The sequence below is a fragment of the Slackia heliotrinireducens DSM 20476 genome, assembly GCF_000023885.1.
Taxonomy (GTDB): domain Bacteria; phylum Actinomycetota; class Coriobacteriia; order Coriobacteriales; family Eggerthellaceae; genus Slackia; species Slackia heliotrinireducens.
Genome location: NC_013165.1, coordinates 1,311,643 through 1,330,422, shown reverse-complemented (window position 1 = coordinate 1,330,422; position 18,780 = coordinate 1,311,643). Strand labels below are relative to the sequence as shown.

At 61.7% G+C, this 18,780-nt stretch carries 8 protein-coding genes; 2 read left to right on the top strand and 6 right to left on the bottom strand.

The window, feature by feature from the left end; genetic code table 11:
• Position 1 precedes the first annotated feature (1 nt).
• From SHEL_RS05670 to SHEL_RS05655, 4 genes are all read right to left on the bottom strand, one after another.
• Positions 2-214, bottom strand: a complete 213-nt coding sequence (locus tag SHEL_RS05670) for a helix-turn-helix domain-containing protein (protein ID WP_012798293.1) — start codon at positions 212-214, stop codon at positions 2-4.
• Positions 215-221: 7 nt separating this feature from the next.
• A complete protein-coding gene (locus tag SHEL_RS15250; RefSeq protein ID WP_012798292.1) occupies positions 222-701 on the bottom strand; it encodes a DUF2975 domain-containing protein in 480 nt (159 codons plus the stop codon).
• Between the two features lie 378 nt (positions 702-1,079).
• Positions 1,080-1,553, bottom strand: coding sequence for a hypothetical protein (locus tag SHEL_RS05660; RefSeq protein ID WP_012798291.1), 474 nt, complete (start codon positions 1,551-1,553; stop codon positions 1,080-1,082).
• An 8-nt stretch (positions 1,554-1,561) separates the two neighbouring features.
• Positions 1,562-1,996: a hypothetical protein gene (locus SHEL_RS05655; RefSeq protein ID WP_012798290.1), complete on the bottom strand. Its 435-nt coding sequence runs from the start codon at positions 1,994-1,996 to the stop codon at positions 1,562-1,564.
• 425 nt (positions 1,997-2,421) lie between these two features.
• On the opposite strand from SHEL_RS05655, the gene SHEL_RS05650 reads away from it, so the two are divergent.
• A complete protein-coding gene (locus SHEL_RS05650; RefSeq protein ID WP_041422500.1) occupies positions 2,422-3,072 on the top strand; it encodes a hypothetical protein in 651 nt (216 codons plus the stop codon).
• A gap of 408 nt (positions 3,073-3,480) precedes the next feature.
• Here the strand turns inward: SHEL_RS05650 and SHEL_RS05645 are convergent, their stop codons facing one another.
• Positions 3,481-4,059 carry a hypothetical protein gene (locus SHEL_RS05645; protein ID WP_012798288.1) on the bottom strand — a complete coding sequence of 193 codons (579 nt, stop codon included), beginning with the start codon at positions 4,057-4,059 and terminating at the stop codon, positions 3,481-3,483.
• A 427-nt stretch (positions 4,060-4,486) separates the two neighbouring features.
• On the bottom strand, positions 4,487-16,249 hold the full coding sequence (locus tag SHEL_RS05640; RefSeq protein ID WP_012798287.1) for a DUF7507 domain-containing protein: 11,763 nt from the start codon (positions 16,247-16,249) through the stop codon (positions 4,487-4,489).
• A 229-nt stretch (positions 16,250-16,478) separates the two neighbouring features.
• On the opposite strand from SHEL_RS05640, the gene SHEL_RS15590 reads away from it, so the two are divergent.
• Positions 16,479-17,477: an IS1595 family transposase gene (locus tag SHEL_RS15590; protein ID WP_012797493.1), complete on the top strand. Its 999-nt coding sequence runs from the start codon at positions 16,479-16,481 to the stop codon at positions 17,475-17,477.
• Positions 17,478-18,780: the final 1,303 nt, after the last annotated feature.

Sequence of the window (18,780 nt, the reverse complement as noted above, 5' to 3'; positions counted from 1 at the left end):
ATCAGTCCTTCTCTTCTACGTACTCCAAAAGATCGCCGGGCTGGCAGTCCAGCACCTCGCACAGCGCTGCGAGCGTGGAGAACCGGATTGCCTTGGCCTTGCCGGTCTTGAGGTTCGACAGGTTTGCGATGGTAATGCCAACCTGGTCGCTGAGCTGGGTCAACGACATCTTGCGCTTGGCAAGCATCACATCCAGATTCACGACGATGCGCATACGCCACCTACACCGTCAGATCGTTTTCGGCTTGGAGCTGGGCCGCCTTAAGCGTGAGGTGCGAAAGTGCCGCCGCCACGATGGCCACCGAGCCCATAACGACGATGCCGGTCACCAGCGCCATGAACGCACCCAGGTACAACGCCCCGACGAACACGAACACCACGATGGCCACCAGCAGAAGCAGCACGTCGAACCCTGCCAGATAGCTGATCTTCTTCAGGATGCGCGCGTTCTCGTCGGTGAAGGAGTCGCCGTTTGCGATGTTGCGGAACATGGGGAACGCGATGACGGTCATGGCGAGTGGCGCCGCCAGGCCGATCCATCCCCCGATGAGGCACGGGACGAACAGGTACGCCAAATCGGGATGGAGTGCCGCCAGCTGCTGGCCCTTGACCGGCATGACCACGAAGGCCATGACGACGCAGCAAATGCCCAGGATGATGTCCAGCGCCTTGAGCTGTGTTCCCAGTTCGATGTGGTTCATAACCTGCTCCTTCGTGCGGAACGGACACGATACAGTTCGTCCGTTGGAAGGAATGATAGCCTTAAGTTTTTCGTTTTGCAATAAGTTTTTATCGTTTTTCGATAATATGACGGCCCTGTGAAGAAACCCAACGCCACGTTGCCGGGCGTATCGCCCAGCGGCGAAGCGGACGGGAATACGGAATCGGTTGGCGTCGGGTTCGGCCTGCCCCGACGGGCGCGTGGCCCCGAGTTCGCGTGACTTCCCCACAGGCCGAGTGCGGCCCTCGGCCGAGCGGGCCTGCCCCGACGGGCGTGTGGCCCCGAGCCCGCGGCGCTCGCCCACCGGCCGGGTGCTCCCCTCGAGCATGCGGGCCCGCTCCACCAGCCGGATGCGACCCTATGCGAAAAACGACGTCACGTGCACCGTGGTGAATGCGGAGCCGTCGCTTAAGGCATCGAGCGTCTTGACCGTATCCTCAACCAGCGCCACGCGCTGCTCGGGCAGGCCCAGGCCGTCGCGGAGCTCTTCCAGAAACGCCCGCTTCTCGGGTTTGGAGGACACCAGGCGCACATGGTCGGCGGGAATGCCGTAATGCCTGGTCACGAACGCAAGCTTGCCGGAAGCCTCATAATCTTCGGCCACCGAGCAGGCAAATACGCGGTCGGGTCCCTTCTCCTGGATGAACCTCTGCAGCACGGGCACGGGCAGCGCGGAGTCGTAGGGCCTTTGGTTCACGACGTAGGATTCCCAGTCGTCGTCGGGACAGGCGGAATGGCTCAGATCGCCGAACTCGTACACGCACAGCACGCCGTCGATGTCGAACACCACAGCGGTTTCGGGCTCGGCCAGATAATCGATCAGCTTCGTCATGATGTCTCCTACCAGAATCCAGGGTCCTCGTCTTCGTCCTCCACCGCGAACACATCAAGCAGGCGCTGCCAATGGGTATCGTCGCCTACAAACGCAGGGCGGTAGAACTCGTTGAATGCGTCGATGGGCTCGATGAACCCGGGGATGATGCGGATCAAGTCGTCGTCCACTTCGAAAGGCGCGGCAGCGTCGGCGGCGTCGAAGGGCTCGATCCAATACAGGCTGCGAAACTTCCACAGGAAGCCGTCTCCGTACGGGTCGCAGCCGGTGAGCTCGGCATAGCAGAGCGCCTTGCCGGGAATGGTGCCTTCGTCCTGCGAGGCACCCGACGCGCACACCAGCACATACCCCTTGAGGTCGGTGTCGAAGGGCAGCTGCAGCATATTGATGCGTGCTGTCAGGAAATCCGCGGCCTTGGCGGCGTCAACGGTTATCGCGAGCATGAATCCACCTTTCTTTCGTCGGAAGGCATTGTACCCCACTGCAGCGGGAGTCGCACGGCACTCGGACCGGTCGAGCGCAAGTTCCGCACCCCCATCGCGTCGGCTTTTGGCGGCGGTGGACCATACCCATCGCAGCGGGTGGCGCACGGCTTGCGAACCCGCCTGGCGCCCGCGCTGCACCTTGCCGTGTTAGGCGGCACACAGACCGAGCGAGCGCACGTTTCGCGCCCCATCGCATTGGGAGACAGGGCCGCGCGATCCGGCATTCGGATGTGCCTTATAGTTCACATTACCGCTTGCCGAAATACAAGTTCCACCTGCAGAATTTCGCTTGAATTTATGGCAATCGGTAGGAAGCATTGCTTTTTCGGATGTAGCAACTTATATTGAATGCGGCCGAGCGCACACAAAGGGGGTGTGGTCTTATGGAGTATGCGTCAGGGCTGGAACTACGGGGCCTGGAAACTATCCAAGAAGGTTACTCGTTCGAAAGTGACGGGTGGACTGTGGCCAACATTCCTGTAGGATCCCTCACGGAAGCCATGTCCCGATTCGCATACCTCGTCTGCCAAACCGCCCCGCTTCATTTCTTCATCGTGGTGCCGCTTCTGTACGATACCGATATCAACGATTCCTGCGGAAAGCCCACGCCTGCGCACACGGCAACGTATTTCATCACCAACATGAACTTCCGTCAATGCGACAAGCTGCTGGAGGATTACGGCGAGACCTTCGCCAACGATGGCTTTTGCGAGTTCGGGTTCGTGACCTCCGACCCCATGAAGCAGATCCGTGCCGACAGGATGAAAACCGTCACTATTTTTGGTCTTGACGAAAGGGAGGCTTCGCTGGTCCTGGACCCCTTGGGCATTCCCGAGGTCGAATCGCTGAAGACCGCAGGCGACCTGGTTGGGCCGGACAACCCCGCCATCGGGCGGCCGGCCTGCAGGAACGGCATTACGGCTGCGGACTTCGTATTCGGCCTCGACCACGACTTCGAGCTGATCAAAAACCCGAGCTACGGCGGTGACCCCTCGCTGATGTTCCACCCCGACGGAACGCTGCGTTGGACGTAGCGCAAACGAATCAACCTCTGTACAGGCAAGGGAGCGGCAGGCGCGTCGCTCCCCTTCTTTATATGGAAACCTGTCTGCAGACAGCGTTCTCTGGCGGCAGGAATGTCGCCGCTTCAGCATTTGAAAGGCCCCGGGGGTAGGATACGCGCGTTTTTTGCATCTTTGGACCTGGAAGAAGGGTCCAACACCCGACTCTTGGACGTCCGGGACCATGATTCGGGGTCTTAATGTGGTTACAACCACGAAACATAAGGCCCGCACGAGGGTGGCGATGCAAAAAACGCGCGTTTCCTACCTCCGAGAGGTTTTTATATTTGCAGGAACCATCGCAACGCACACAAATACAAAGAGGGGCGCCTGGGCGCCCCTCGTGGTTTTGCGGATTCGTATGCCTGACCGCGGACCTGGCTACTCGATGCCGGCCACCATGGCGGCCACCTCGTCCTCATTCATGCCCAGGTTGCCCTCGGCGGTGCTCACGCACCATACGTTGTAGGAGCAGTCCTCGGTCTCCCACTCCAGGAAGTTGGCGATGCCCTCCTCATACCCGTGGCAGGCCACCTCGACGCCGTCGACGTCCTGGGTCCAGTCGAACTGGTACTCGTTCAGGTCAGCGGAAAGGTCCTCGAGCGCCACGCCCTCGCCCTTGCGGATGGAAACCGCAATGCCGCCTCCGTCGTAGTCGGCCTGGGCGACGCCGTCCATGGCCGTGAAGTTGGGCGCAGACCACTCGTAGTCGCCGATGGGCAGCGGGTCGGGCACGACGAAATCGCCGGAGAAGCCGGCGCTTTCGCTGGCCGCGGCCTGGTCTTCCGCCTCGCTCCAGGCGATTTCGCCCTGGACGACGGTCTCGGTGGGCTCTTCGGCGGTTTCGGTGGCTTCGGCGTCGGTTGCGGCCTGGTCGGCCGATTCGGCATCGTTGGACGAGCAGCCCGCCAGCGTGAAGGCGAGCGCCGCAACGGTCATGAACACTGCAATCTTCTTCATGTTGTACTCCTTCGCGTTCGTTACGCATATTTGAGTTTGCGTCAACGATACGTCATTCTGCGGCAGCGTGGCCGCAATCGACAAAAACTTGACAGCCGAGCGTTCGGAATCCGCGGTGCGGCTGGCACCCTGGGCCGGGATTCGTTCGCGGTACTGAAACGCCCGTCGCTGGGATTCGCTCCAGGTTGCAGAAAGCGCTCGGGTCGGGACTGCCTCCGCGGGTGCGGAAAGCGTCCAAGGTCAGGACTCCCCTCGCCGGTGCGGAAAGCTCCCAACGCGGAACTTCCCTCGCCGGTGCGGAAAGCTCCCGGGTCGGGACTCCCCCGCACGCATCGGCTCCGAAAAACCGCCCCGCAAATCGGTTGAAATGCGGGGCGGTGGCGGTGCCTACGGGAGGCTGACCTCCCTCGTCGTCAGGCTGATGGCGTTACTCCTCCATCATGCGACGACGCTTGGCGCCGGCTGCGACGAGCACAGCCAGGCTGGACAGTGCCAGCAGGCCGAGCGGCTCGACCGGGACGCTGTCGCCGGTCTGGGGCAGCTTCTTCGGCTCGGGCTTGGGCTCAGGCTTGGGCTCGGGCTTCGGCGCCGGCTTCTCTTCGGCCACCCACTGGGCCGTGAAGGTGTGGTCACCGGTCACGGTATAGGCGTCGCCGGGCTGGTACTCGGAACCGAACCAGTAGTCGAACACGTAGCCCTCGCGGACAGGCGCCTCGATGATGGTGATGACCTCGCCGTACTTGGCATGGACGATCACGTTGTCGGTGCTGCCGTCGAAGTTGCCGCCGTTCGGGTCGTAGATGATCGTGAAGATGACCTCGACAGGCTGCTCATCGGTCGGGTTGACCGGTTCGGGGTCGCCGCCCTCGGTGGTGGCGGTGACGGTGGCCTCGTTGAACACGGAGCCGGCGGCCACGTCTTCAGCGGTCACGGTGTAGTTCTGGGTCAGGACGTCGACGGTCTCGCCAGGAGCGATGGTGCCCTCGTAGACGAACGGGCTGTCCTCGGTGTAGCCGAGCTTCTCGTCGACGACCGTGATGCCGGAGGCGGTCAGGTTGCCGTCGTTGGTGACGGTGATCGTATAGGTCAGCTCGTCGCCCTCGGCGTAGGCCGCGTTGCCCTGGGCGTCCTTACCGGTCATGGTGCCGGTGGAGGACTTCTCGGAGCTCAGGCTCGGGTTCTTGTCCTCGATCGGCGGGTTCGGGCCGTCAGGGTCGTCCTCGTCGCCGGTGGTCGTGGAGTCCTCACCCTCGGGGGTCTTCGGGTTCTCGGGGTCCTTCGGGTCGTCAATCGGGTCGGCCTTGGCCGTCACCGTGTTGGTGTAGGAGCCGGCCAGGATGTCGGCCTCATCCACCACGTGGGTGGTGGTGAAGGTCTTGGTCTCGCCCACAGCCAGCTTGTCGATGGTGGTGGCGAAGCCGGTGTCGGCGTCCTCGACGTTGACGTTCTCGTAGGCCACGTTGCCGTCGTTGGTGACGTCGATCGTGTACTCGATGGTCTCGCCCAGCTTGTAGGCCTTGCCGTCGGCAGGCTGGCTGGAGATCTTCTTGTTGACCGTCAGCGTGGTGTCCAGGTCCTCAACCGGGTCGTCGGTGGTGCCGGGCTCGCCGGGGTCGGTCGGGTCGTCGGACGGGTTGGTGCCGTCGGCCGTGGCCTCGTTCTTGACGGAGCCGGCCAGGATGTCCTGCTCGGTCACGACGTGCGTGAACGTGGCCTTGGCGGTCTCGCCGGGCTTGAGCTCGGTCTTGTCGAGGTTGGCGGTGATGTCCTCGGCCTCGTAGCCCGCCACCGTATCGGTGACGGTGATGTCGGAGACGGTCAGGTTGCCGTCGTTGGTGACGGTGATCTCGTAGGAGATCGTGTCGCCCAGAGCGTAGCCGCCCTCAGGCGCCTCGCTCGTGGTCTTCTTCTCGACGCTCAGGCTGGGCTCGGGATCCTCGGTCGGGTCCTCGGTGGTGCCGGGCTCGCCGGGGTCGGTCGGGTCGTCGGACGGGTTGGTGCCGTCGGCCGTGGCCTCGTTCTTGACGGAGCCGGCCAGGATGTCCTGCTCGGTCACGACGTGCGTGAACGTGGCGGTTGCCTTCTCGCCGGGCGCAAGCTCGGTCTTGTCCAGGCTGGACGTGATGTCCTCGGCCTCGTAGCCCGCCACCGTGTCGGTGACGGTGATGTCGGAGACGGTCAGGTTGCCGTCGTTGGTGACGGTGATCTCGTAGGAGATGGTCTCACCGAGCGCGTAGGACTCGCCGTTGGCGGGTTCGGAGGTGGTCGTCTTAACCACGCTCAGGCTCGGATCCGGCTCGTCGGTCGGGTCGTCGGTGGTGCCGGGCTCGCCGGGGTCGGTCGGGTCGTCGGACGGGTTGGTGCCGTCGGCCGTGGCCTCGTTCTTGACGGAGCCGGCCAGGATGTCGGCCTCGGTCACGGTGTACTCGGCATCGAACGTCTCGGATGCGCCAGGAGCCAGGCTCTCGACGGTCCATTCGTCCTCGGTCAGCTCGTCGGAAACCTTCACATCGGTGATCGTCAGGTTACCGTTATTGGTGACCGTAATCTTGTAGGTAATGGTCTCGTTCAGAGCGTAGGTCTCGCCATTGGCGGGCGTGGACGTCGTCTCCTTCTTGACGTTCAGGCTCGGATCGGGATCGGCGATCTCTTCGGCCGTCACCGTGTCGGTAGCGGTCTTGGTGATGTCGCCCACCTGAGCCGTCACGGTGTTCGTGAACGTGCCCTTCAGGATGTCGGCCTCGGTGATGGTGTAGGTCGCGGTGGTTTCAACCGTCTCGCCGCCAGCCACGTTCTCGAAGACGGACTGCGCAAGCGTCACGCCGTCGATCTCGGTCAGCGTAATGGTGCGGGCATCCTCGTAGATGTTGGTAGCGGAGATGTCGAACGTCACCGTGTCGCCCAGGCCGAACTCGCCAGCCTCGTGGCTCTTGGTCACGACCAGGTCGTCGTCAACGGGATCCTCGCCGGGGTTGGTGCCGTCAGTGACGGTCAGGGTGCCGTTCACGGTATCGATGGTGTAGTTGTCGGCCTTGGTGCCGTCGTTCAACGTGTAGTCGAACACGTTCTCGGACTTGCCGACCAGCGTCTGCGTGCCGGTGACGTAGTACGTGGCACCTTCGCCCTCGACGAAGCCTTCGCCGCCGACGGTGATTTCTTCATTGGTCAGGGCCGTGCCGTCGTAGACCTTGGAGTCGGTCGCGGACGTCAGCGTGACGGAGCGCCTGTCGATGCTCAGCGTGCCGGGTTCAGCGGTCACATCGCCGTAGCTGTCGGCGTTGTCAACCAGGTAGGTGAAGGTGTTGTTGCCTTCGGCCGTGTCGGCGACGCTCTTAACACCCTCGGCGGTTGCGGTGATAGTCACCTTGTCGCCGGTGGGCAGCGTGAACACCTTGCCGGACTCGTCGGCCTCGACCTCGGTGCCGTCGTAGGTCACGGCGTAGACCTCGTCGGTGTGCGTGGCGCCGTCATAGGTCCAGGTCTTGTCGGAGGAGCCGATCACCAGCGCTGCTTCGCTCTCGGTGATCTTCAGCGTGCCCTCGTCCTTGGTGATGGTGTAGTTGTCGGCCTTGAACGCTTCGCCTTCGGTGTAGACGATGGCGTTCGTGACCTCGCCCTCGGCAACCGTGGTCACGGAGCCGGTGGCCTTGATGTCGCTCACCTCGGTCTGGAAGACCTCGGCGCCGTTGCCGATTACCTCGACCTCGGGCTTAGTCAGCGGCGTGCCGTCGTAGGCCTTCTCTCCGGACTCGGAGGTCAGGGTCACGTTGGCCTTCTCGATGGAGAGCGTGCCGACGTTGGCCGTGACGCTGTTGTAGCTGCCGGCGTTGGTCAGTTCGTAGGTGTACGTGTTGTTCTTGCTGTAGTCGGCGCTGTAGTCCTTCACACCCTCGGCGGTGGCGGTGATGGTCAGCGTGTCGCCGGTGGGCAGCGTGAACACCTTGCCGGACTCGTCGGCCTCGACCGCGGCGCCGTCGTAGGTCACGGTGTAGACCTCGTCGGTGTGGTTCTGGCCGTCATAGGTCCAGCTCTTGGTGGAGGACTCGATCACAACAGCCTTCTCGGACGCGGTCACGGTCAGCGTGCCAGGCGTAGTCGTAATCGTGTAGTTGCCGGCCTTCGTGCCCTCGTTCAGGGTGTACGTGAAGGTGTTATCGGACTGACCGATCGTGGTCTGCGAGCCGGTCACGTTGTAGGTTGCGCCTTCGTTGCCCACGAAGCCGTCGCCCGTAACGGTGACGTTGTTGTTGGTCAGGGCCGTGCCGTCGTACGCCTTGGTGGCATCGGCGGAGGTCATGACCACGGTACGCGGGGTGATCTTCAGCGTGCCGTCGACGATGACGAACTCGACGTTGCTGAAGTTCTTCGAGATGTTCTCGAAGTCGTCAGCGGTGAGCTCCATGTCGTACGTATCGGCGTCGGTTCCCTTGACGGTCGCGTCGCCGCTGAACTCGAAGTCGGCCTCGGTGTACAGCTCGTTGTCGATGTCGACGTCGTAGCCGGTCGCGGTCTTCTCGGTGCCGTCGTACTTGTACTCGCCGGAGTGCTCGGTGATGGTCACGGTGACCTTATCGGTAACCGGAGTGACCGTCAACGTACCAGGCTCATACGTAATGGTGTAGTTGTCGGCAACGTAGCCGTCGCCCGGGGTGAGGACGATATCGTTCGTGACCTCGCCCACCTCGGTGATGGTGCCGGTGGCCTCGGCGGTAGCCTCAGCAGCCAGGACCTCGTCTCCGATGGTGACGTTCGGGCGCTCGAGCGCCGTGCCGTTATACACCTGGGTCGCGGTCTCGGAGGTCAACGTAACCTCGCGCTTGGCGATTTCCAGGGTGCCGTCCTTGGTCGTGACGTCGAACTGGGCGGTCACGTCGTTGCCCGCGGCGTCCTTCACCACGGCGGTGCCGGAGATGGCGTTGTTGTAGATGCCCGCGTTGGCCTGCGTCGGGTCGGACGTGGTCAGGCCGGAGACGGTGTAGGTGTTGCCGTTGACGGTGAACTCGAGCGTCTCGAAGCCGGCGGCAGTGTGCTGCTTGCCGTCGTAGGTGGCCTTGGCGGAGTTCGCCACAACCTCGATCTGGTACTTGTCGGTGCGGTCGGTCACCTTGAGGGTGCCCTCAACCTTGGTGATGTCGTAGTTGCCGGCCTTCGTGTTCGCGTTCAGGGCGTACTCGAACGCGTTGACGCTGGAGCCGACCACTGTCTGGCTGCCGGTGACATTGTACGTGGCGCCCTCGCCTGAGACGAAGCCGTCACCGGAGACGGTGACCTCGTCGTTGGTCAGCGGGGTGCCGTCGTACTGCTTCTGATCGTCAGCAGAGGTCATGGTCACGGTGCGCTTGGCGATCTCGAGCTTGCCGTCGGTGGTCTTGACCGTGAACTGGTCGGTCACGTCGTTGCCCGCGGCGTCCTTCACCACGGCGGTGCCGCTGATGGCATTGGCCACGGTGACGACGTCGGTGCTGACGGGATCGGAGGTGGTCAGGCCCTCGACGGTGTAGGTATTGCCGTCGACCGTGAAGGTCAGGGTCTCGAAGCCCTTGGCGGACTTCTCCGTGCCGTCGTAAGTGTTGCCGGTGTTGGAGTTGGCCACGATCTCGATCTCATACTTGTCGGTACGGTCGGTAATGGTCAGCTTGCCAGCGGTCTTCGTGGTCAGGTTGTAGTTCGCAGTCACGTCGGTGCCGTCCGCGTCGACGACCTTTAGATCGTCAGCGTAGGCGCCGTTGTCGTAGGTGCCGACCAGCGTGCCCTTGGACGGGGTGTAGCCAATCGTCGCCGTCTGGCCGTCAACGACATTCGTGAAGGCGTACTTAGTCTCGCCTTGCTGCTCGTAGCCGTTGTACTCGACGGTCTTGTCCTCAACGGACACGGTAATGTCGCGCTTGGTAACCTCAAGGGTGCCGTCAACGCTCTCGCCGAACGTGTAGTTTGCGGTAACGTCGGTCTCGCCGCGCATGACCTTGTAGCTCGTGACTTTGTTGGCCGCAGTGCCCGCATCGGTGATGGTGCCTTCGACCACGGCCGTGAGCACGTCGCCGTCGGCCAGAACGCCCTCGGTGTAGGTGATGCCGTCGTTGGTCAGCGGCTTGCCGTCGTAGACCTTGGAGTCGGACTCAGCCGTGATGACGATCTCCTTGGAGACCTTGTTCACCGTCAGGGTGCCCTCGGTCTTCGTGATGTCGTAGTTGTCGGCCTTCGTGCCGTCCTTCAGGGTGTAAGTGAAGGAATTCGCCACGGTGCCCGGATCGGTAATCGTGCCGGTCACGGTGTAGGTTGCGCCCTCGCCGTCCGCGAAGCCTTCGCCGCCCACGGTCACTTCGTTGTTGGTCAGAGGAGTGCCGTCGTAAGTCTTGGAAGCGGTCGCGGAGGTCAGCGTCACGGGACGCTTGGTTACCGTGAGGGTGCCCTTCACGCTCTCGCCGAAGGTGTAGTTCTCGGTGACGTCGGTCTCGCCGCGCATGACCTTGTAGCTGGTCACCACGTTGTCGGCGGTGCCCGCATCGGTGATGGCGCCCTCGACCACGGCCGTGAGCACGTCGCCCTCGGCCAGGATGCCCTGGGTGTAGGTGTAGCCGTTGTCGGTCAGCGCTGTGCCGTCGTAGACCTTGCTGTTAGAGTCGGCGGTGATGACGATCTCGTTCTCGACCTTCTTCACCGTGAGCGTGCCTTCAACCGTAGAGATGTCATAGTTGCCGGCCTTGGTGTTGCCGCTCAGCGTGTAGGTGAAGGCGTTCTTGCTAGAGCCGATTGTAGTCCTGGAACCGGTCACGTCGTAGGTCGCGCCCTCGCCTGTCGCGAAGCCGTCGCCGCCCACGGTGACCTCGCTATTGGTCAGCGGGGTGCCATCGTAGACCTTTTCAGCATTGCCGGAAGTCAGGGTGACGGTGCGCTTCGAGATTTCGAGCGTGCCGTCGACGATGACGAACTCGACGTTGGAGAAGTTCTTGCTGATGTTGGTGAAGTCGCTCGCCTTGAGCTCCATCGGGTAGCTGCCGGCATCGGTGCCCTTGACGGTGGCGTTACCGGAGAACGTGAAGTCGCTTTCCTTGTACAGATTGTTGTCGATGGACACCGTGTAGCCAGTGACCGTCTTCTCGGCGCCGTCGTACTTCTCGGAGCCGGAGTTCTCGGTGATGGTCACGGTCACCTTGTCGGTGAGCGCGGTCACGGTCAGGTCGCCCTCGACAGTCGTGATGTCGTAGTTGGCGGCCTTCGTGCCGTCGTTCAGCGTGTAGGTGAAGGCATTCTTGCTGGTGCCGACCTCAGTCTGGGTGCCCGTGATGTTGTACGTGGCGCCCTCGCCTTCGGCGAAGCCGTCGCCACCCACGGTCACATCAGTCTGGGCGTTCTTGGTGAGCGCGGTGCCGTCATAAACCTTGGTGTCGGTCGCGGAGGTCAGCGTCACAGGGCGCTTAGTGATCTCAAGCGAGCCGTCGGTCACGTTGAAGGTGACAGTCTTGAAGTTCGTGTTGTTGTTCTTGAACTGGTCAGTGGCCAGGCCCATCGGATAGGTGTTCACATCGGTGCCCTTGGCGACCGCCTCGCCTGTGAAGGTGAAGTCGGTTTCCTTGTAGAGCGGGTTTTCAATGGATACCGTGTAGCCCTCGACCTGCTGCTCAGAGCCGTTGTAGACCTTCGAATCCTTGTTGCCCGTAATGGTCACGGCAACATCAATCGGGATGATGGTCTGGAAGCCGTCGGTCACGACGAAGGTAACCTTGGAGAAGTTCTTGTTGGTATTCGTGAACTGGTCAGCGGCCAGACCCATATTGGTGGTGCCGTCGGCGTCGGTGCCTTCGACCACGTTGGTGCGAGCCGCGGTTGCGGTGCCGGAGAACGTGAAGTCGGTTTCCTTGTACAGCGGGTTGCTGATTTCCACGTCGTAGCCGGAGACGCTGTGTTCAGCGCCGTCGTAATCCGCAGTGTTGTTGTGGCCGGTAATGGTCACGACAACCTCGTCGACCGGAACGATGGTCTGGTAGCCGTCGGTCACGTTGAAGGTGACGGTGCCGAAGTTCGTGTTGGCGTTCGCGAACTGCTCAGCGGTCAGGCCCATGTTCGTGGTGCCCTCTTCGGTACGAGACGCAGTGGCCTGTCCGGAGAAGGTGAAGTCTGCCTCGGTGTAGAGGTCGCTAGAAATGCTGGTAACGTCGTAACCAGTCACAGTGTGCGCCGTGCCGTCATAGGTCGTTGAGTTGTTGTGGCCAACGATGGTGACAGTCACGTCGATCGGGGTGATCTTCTGGTAACCGTCGGTCACGACGAACTCGACGTTGGTGAAGTTCGTCGAGGTGTTGGCGAAGTCGTTCTTCGTCAGACCCATGTCGGTCTGGCCGTCGGCGTCCTCACCCTCGACCACGTTGGTGCGAGCGGCCTTGACATCGGCCTGGGCGGGCTTGGAGAAGTCAGCCTCGGTGTAGAGCGTGTTGTCGATGGTTACATCGTAGCCAGACACGCTGTGCTCGGTGCCGTCATACGGGTTGGTCGCATTGTGACCGATGATAGTCACCGTGACCTTTTCGGTGACGGGCGTGATGCTCAGCTTGCCATCGGTGACCACGAACGTGACATCGAAGTTGTCGTTGTTGTTGGTGAACTGGCTCTCAGCCAGGCCCATCGGGTACTCGTTAACGTTCGTGCCCTTGGCAACAGCAGTGCCGGAGAAGGAGAAGTCTTTCTCGGTGTAGAGCTTGTCCGAAATCTCAACCTCGTAGCCCTCGACGCTCTGCTCAGCACCGTTGTAGACCTTGCTGTCGGTGTTACCGGTAATGGTAACGGTGACGGCCTTCTTGGTGACCTCGAGGGTGCCGTTGGCGTAGGTGATCTCGTAGGACGCGGTGACGTCCTCGCCCGCCGCGTTCTTGATGACTGCAGCGGATGCGACGTTGTCGGACTTGCCGACGACGGTCTGAGATCCGGTGACGGTGACGGACTCGATAGAGTCGCCCTCGGCCAGCGCCGTGTTGGTGTAGGAGTCCTTGGTCAGGGCCGTGCCGTCGTAGACCTTCGTGTCGCTGCCTGCCGTGATGGTGACGGCCTTCTTGGTGACCTCGAGGGTGCCGTTGGCATACTCGATAGTGTAGTTTGCGGTGACATCCTTGCCATTGGCGTTGACGATCTTCGCGGCGCTCGGGACGTTGTCGGACTTGCCGACGGTCGTCTGGGAGCCGGTCACGGTGACGGACTCGATGGAGTCGCCCTCGGCCAGCGCCGTGTTGGTGTAGGAGTCCTTGGTCAGGGCCGTGCCGTCGTACGCCTTCGTTGCGGAGTCGGCCGTGATGGTGACGGCCTTCTTGGTGACCTCGAGGGTGCCGTTGGCGTAGATGATCTCGTAGGACTCGGTGACGTCCTCGCCCGCGGCGTTGACGATCTTCGCGGCGCTCGGGACGTTGTCACTCGAGCCGGCCACAGTCTGCGAGCCGGTGATGGTGACGGACTCGACCGAGTCTCCCTCTGCAAGACCAGCGACCTGATAGGAGTTCTTGGTCAGCTCGGTGCCGTCGTAGACCTTTGTGGCGGAGTCAGCCGTAATGGTGACGCCGACATTCTTGGTTACGATCAGCGTGCCGTTGGCGTAGGTGATATCGTAGCTGGAAGTGACATCCTCGCCCGCGGCGTTGACGATCTTCGCGGCGCTCGGGACGTTTGCGCTCGAGCCGACGACCGTCTGGGAGCCGATGACGGTGACGGACTCGATGGAGTCGCCCGCCGCCAGGTCCGTGTTGGTGTAGGAGTTCTTCGTCAGAGCCTTGCCGTCGTAGACCTTGGTGTCGGAGTCGGCCGTGATGGTGACGGCCTTCTTCGTGACCTCGAGGGTGCCGTTGACGTAGGTAATCTCGTAGCAGGAAGTGACATCCTTACCGCCCGCGTTGACGATCTTCGCAGCGGAGGGCACGTTGTCGTTCGTGCCGACAACCGTCTGAGAGCCGGTCACCGTGACGGACTCGATGGAGTCGCCGGACGCGAGATCGGTGCTGGTGTAGCTGTCCTTGTTCAGGGCCGTGCCGTCGTAGACCTTGGTGTCGGAGCCGGCCGTGATGGTGACGGCCTTCTTCGTCACCTCGAGCGTGCCGTTGGCGTAGGTGATGTTGTAGGACGCGGTCACGTCCTCGTCGTTCGCGTTGACGATCTTGGCCGCGCTCGGGACGTTGTCGGAGGTACCGACATCGGTCTGGGAGCCGGTGACGGTGACGGACTCGATGGAGTCGCCCTCGGCCAGCGCCGTGTTGGTGTAGGAGTCCTTGGTCAGGGCCGTGCCGTCGTACACCTTCGTGTCGCTGACGGCCGTGATCGTAAGGGTCTTAGCCGTAACCTCGAGCGAGCCGTTCACGTAGGTAATCTCGTAGGATGCGGTCACGTCTGCACCGGCCGCGTTCTTGATGACAGCGGCAGAAGGCACGTTATTGCTCGTGCCGACAACTGTCTGAGAGCCGGTGACGGTGACAGAGTCGATGACGTCGCCGACCGCCAAGTCCGTGTTGGTGTAGCTGTTCTTGGTCAGGGCCGTGCCGTCGTAGGTCTTGCTGTCGCTGTCGGCCGTGATGGTGACTGTCTTCTTGGTGACCTCGAGGGTGCCGTTTGCGTAGGTGACCTCGTAGCTGGCGGTCACGTCGTCGCCCGCAGAGTTGACGATCTTCGCGGCGCTCGGGACGTTTTCGGAGCTGCCCACCTCGGTCTGGCTGCCGGTCACGGTGACGGACGAGATGCTGTCTCCGGAGGCCAGGGCAGTATAGGTGTAAGAGTCCTTCGTCAGGGCCGTGCCGTCGTACACCTTGGTGTCGGAGTCGGCCGTGATGGTGACTGTCTTCTTGGTGACCTCGAGGGTGCCGTTGGCGTACGTGATGTTGTAGGACGCGGTCACGTCCTCGTCGTTCGCGTTGACGATCTTGGCCGCGCTCGGGACGTTGTCGGAGCTGCCGACCACGGTCTGCGAGCCGGTCACGGTGACGGACGAGATGCTGTCGCCGGTCGCAAGGTCGGTGCTGGTGTAGCTGTCCTTGGTCAGCGCGGTGCCGTCGTACACCTTGGTGTCAGAGCCGGCCGTGATGGTGAGACCCTTCTCGGTAACGGTCAGGGTACCGTTGACCTTCTTCACGTTGGTGAAGTTAGCAGTCTTGTCCTCGCCCGCTGCGTTCTTGATGACGTAACCGTCGTTCACAACATTGGAGCTGCTGCCAGCAACAGTCTGGCTGCCAGAAGCAGTGGCCTCGCAAGTGAAGCCCTCGGGCAGACCGGAGGCGGTGACGGTCGCGTTAGCCAAAGCGGCACCGTCGTAAACCTTGGTGTCGCTCGCTGCGGTCAAGGTCACTTCATCGGAGTTCTCGGTAATCGTCAGCGTACCAAGGCTTTCGGTTACGGTGTAATTGTCCTTGTTCGTGGTGCCCCAGTCGATGCTGTACGTGTTGGACGTGCTGCCAACCTCGGTGATGGTACCCGTAGCGGTGACAGTCGCAGTCTCGTCGTTCACAAGACCATTGATCGACGCCTCGTCCTTGGTCAGGGCGGTGCCGTCGTAGGCCTTGGAGTCGGAGCCTGTCGTGATGGTCACGGGGGCCTTGTTGACGGTCAGCTTGCCGTCGACCCTCTCCACGTTGGTGAAGTTGTCGGTAACATCTTCACCCTGAGCGTCCTTGATGACATAGCCATCGTTCACGACGTTAGCAGATTCGCCGGCATTGATCTGGGAGCCGGTCGCGGTTGCCTCAACCGTGAAGCCCTCGGGCAGGCCGGTGGCCGTGACCTTCTTCTCGCCGGTGCCGTCGCAGGTCAACGCGGTGCCGTCGTAGGTCTTGGAATCGCTCGGGGCCGTGAGAACAACCTTTACGTCGCTCTTGGTCACGGTCAGCGTGCCGAGATTCTCGGTGACGATGTAGTTGGTAGCCTTGGCGTTGTCCCACGTAATGCTATAGGTGTTGCTGGAATACCCAACCGGCGTCTGGGAGCCGGTCGTCGTTAGGGTCACCGTCTCGTTCCTAGCCAGACCAGCGATGCTCGCCTCAGAACTGGTAAGAGGCGTGCCGTCGTAAGCCTTGCTGGCGGAACCGGTAGTGATGGTGACGGGGGCCGGAGTGATGGTTATATAGCCGTCAGTGACTACAAAGGTAACGTTGAAGTTATTGTTGTTGTTGACGAAGTTTTCGTCAGTCAAGCCCATGGTGTTGGTTCCAACATCCTTTTGGCTTGCCATGGACTGAGTGTCCCGTGTGTCGAAATAACGACCATCACCCTCAACTATATAAAGCGAATCCTACAGTCAACCAACGTAGGCATGCTAGGCACTCCCGAGCAGTCGGCCGCCGTGCTGTGCAAAAGGCTATAATGGCGGAGCCAAACAATGATCAGCCCAGGTGCCCATCCGGTCCATTGTTTGGCGACGATCCCGATCGGATGGGCGCCTGGGCGGATGGGATACCGCCATGTCCACCCGTACGAACCCGTTCGCGAAGCGGGTCAACGCCCTCGATGAGGGCGATTTCGCGCTCTTGCAAGAGGCCGTCGAGACGAGAAGGTGCCGCGAGTCCGTCGGCGTCGGAGATTACGACGAGGCTGCCGACGAGTGGAGGCCCCGGCCCCCGTGCCCGAGATGCGGTTCCGGCGAGACCGTCGGCCGAGGCCGCACGGGTGCCGGCCGCAGGTTCTGGGAATGCCGCGACTGCGGTCGCAAGTACACGTCGTTGGCCGGCACGATATTCGAATCCTCGAAGAAGCCCCTGTCCGCATGGGTCCTCTTCATCCGCCTCATGTGCTACAACGTGCAGCTCGACGCTGCGGCGGAGCTCTGCGGGATGTCGCACCAGACGGCCTGGGAGTGGCGCCACCGGGTCATGAGCACGATAGACGGCTACCAGGACCGCATCGTCCTGCGGGACAAGGTCTGGATAGACGAGATGTACGTCACGGACTCCGACCTGAAGGGAGGCCCGGGCTGGAGGCCGAAGAGGGGCCTGAGCAAGGACAAGGTCTGCATAGCGGTCGCGATCGACGTCCACAAGAACGTGGTCGCCGTGCGCTGCGGCCACGGCAAGCCCTCGGCCAGGCGCATCAAGGACGCGCTGCAGGCCAGCATCGCCGAGGGCTCCGAGATCTTCCACGACATGGAGAAGTCCCACAAGTCGCTGGTGAAGGCCGTGAAGGGCGTCGACCGGCCCTACAAGGCCGACACGAAGGACCCGGAGTACCTCGAGAAGATGGCGATGGTGAACAACCTGTGCTCCTGGATCAGGCGCTACCTGCACGGCTACGTCGGCATGGACGTCAAGAACCTGCAGTCATATCTGAACTGGTACGCGTACCTGTTCAGGGTCAAGCGGGCCGAGGAGAAATGGCCCAAAGTGGAAAGGGTGCTCCGCCATTTGTTCATGGCCGACGCCACTTTCCGCAGCTCGCGCAAGCGCGGTCACGCCTACGTTGGTTGACTGTAGGGAAAGCGAATTATCGGCCTCGGCAGTAAATCCGGAAACACCGTGCGTAATGCCATCGTAAACGCTGGTTTCGTGCTCGCCCACGATAGTAACGACAACAGGCAGCTTCTCAATCGTCAGCTTGCCAGGCGTCAGAATGCCGAGCGTGTAGTACTCAGTGACATCCTTGTCATCAGCATCAGTGACGGTAAACGTCTCCGCAAACGACCCGTTCTCATACGTGCCCGCATCCGTACCCTTGGCGGGCGTGTATTCGATGTTCAAAGTATGGCCATTTGCAAGACCGGTAACCGTATACTCCGAGGAATCGGTCTGGGCATAGCCATTCTGCTCCTCGCCGTTGTAGGTGACGGTCTTGTCGGCAACAGTGACGTTCAGGGTTGCCTCCGTAACCGTAAGGGTACCGAGGTTTTCCTTAATGGTGTAGTTGCTAGGATTAACATCGCCCCACGTGATGGTGTAGCTGTTGGGCGCAGAACCAGGATCGGTGATGGTGCCTGTAGCGGCGACGGTAGCCTTGCCCTCGTCAGCAGCAACCAGGCCGCGAAGACTCGCCTCGTCTTTGGTTAGCGCAGTTCCGTCGTAGGCCTTCTCAGCAGAACCCGTGGTAACCGTCAGCTCGGCAGGCAGGATCTGCAGGCGGCCCGAGCGGACAAACAGGTTCACGCTGTAGTTGTTGTCCTCAGGCAGCATGGCGTCGGTGAATCCAATATTGTAGGTGTAGTCGCCAGCGTCAGTCTTGGCGATGCCGTAATAGCCGAGGCCAGCGCCGCCCTCGTTAACGCCCTCGAGACCCTTGATAGTGTTCCAGATATCATTACGATGCGCGTTCGCATAGCCGTCGTCGCTTATGAGGATATAGTCTTCGACACGCTTGTTGCTGTTAGTGAAACCAGCCTTGTACTCAGTGCCGTTGTACTTCGCGCCAGTCCAGCGGTCAGGCTCGATACGGACGGTAACGTTGATCTTGGTCACCTCGAGGGTGCCGCTGATGTAGCGAACCTTGTAGTAGTTCGAGTTGGTTGCACCCTTGCCAATGATGGTGGCGTTCTTCGGCGTCACCGTGGCGGTGCCGGCGTTGCGACGACCGTTCTCGGCGTCGGCGTTAGTGTACGTGTACTCAAGGGCGGTCAGCGTGTCGCTGTCGAGCAGACCCTCGACGGTCACCTGGTCGTTCAGGGCTGCAGGAAGCGTCAGCACCTCACCGTTGTATGTCCTGCTCTGGCTGTTCACGGTGATGGTGGCCTTCTTCTGGTAGACCAGCGTGAAGGTCAGGCCGTCGCCAGCAGCAACTTCG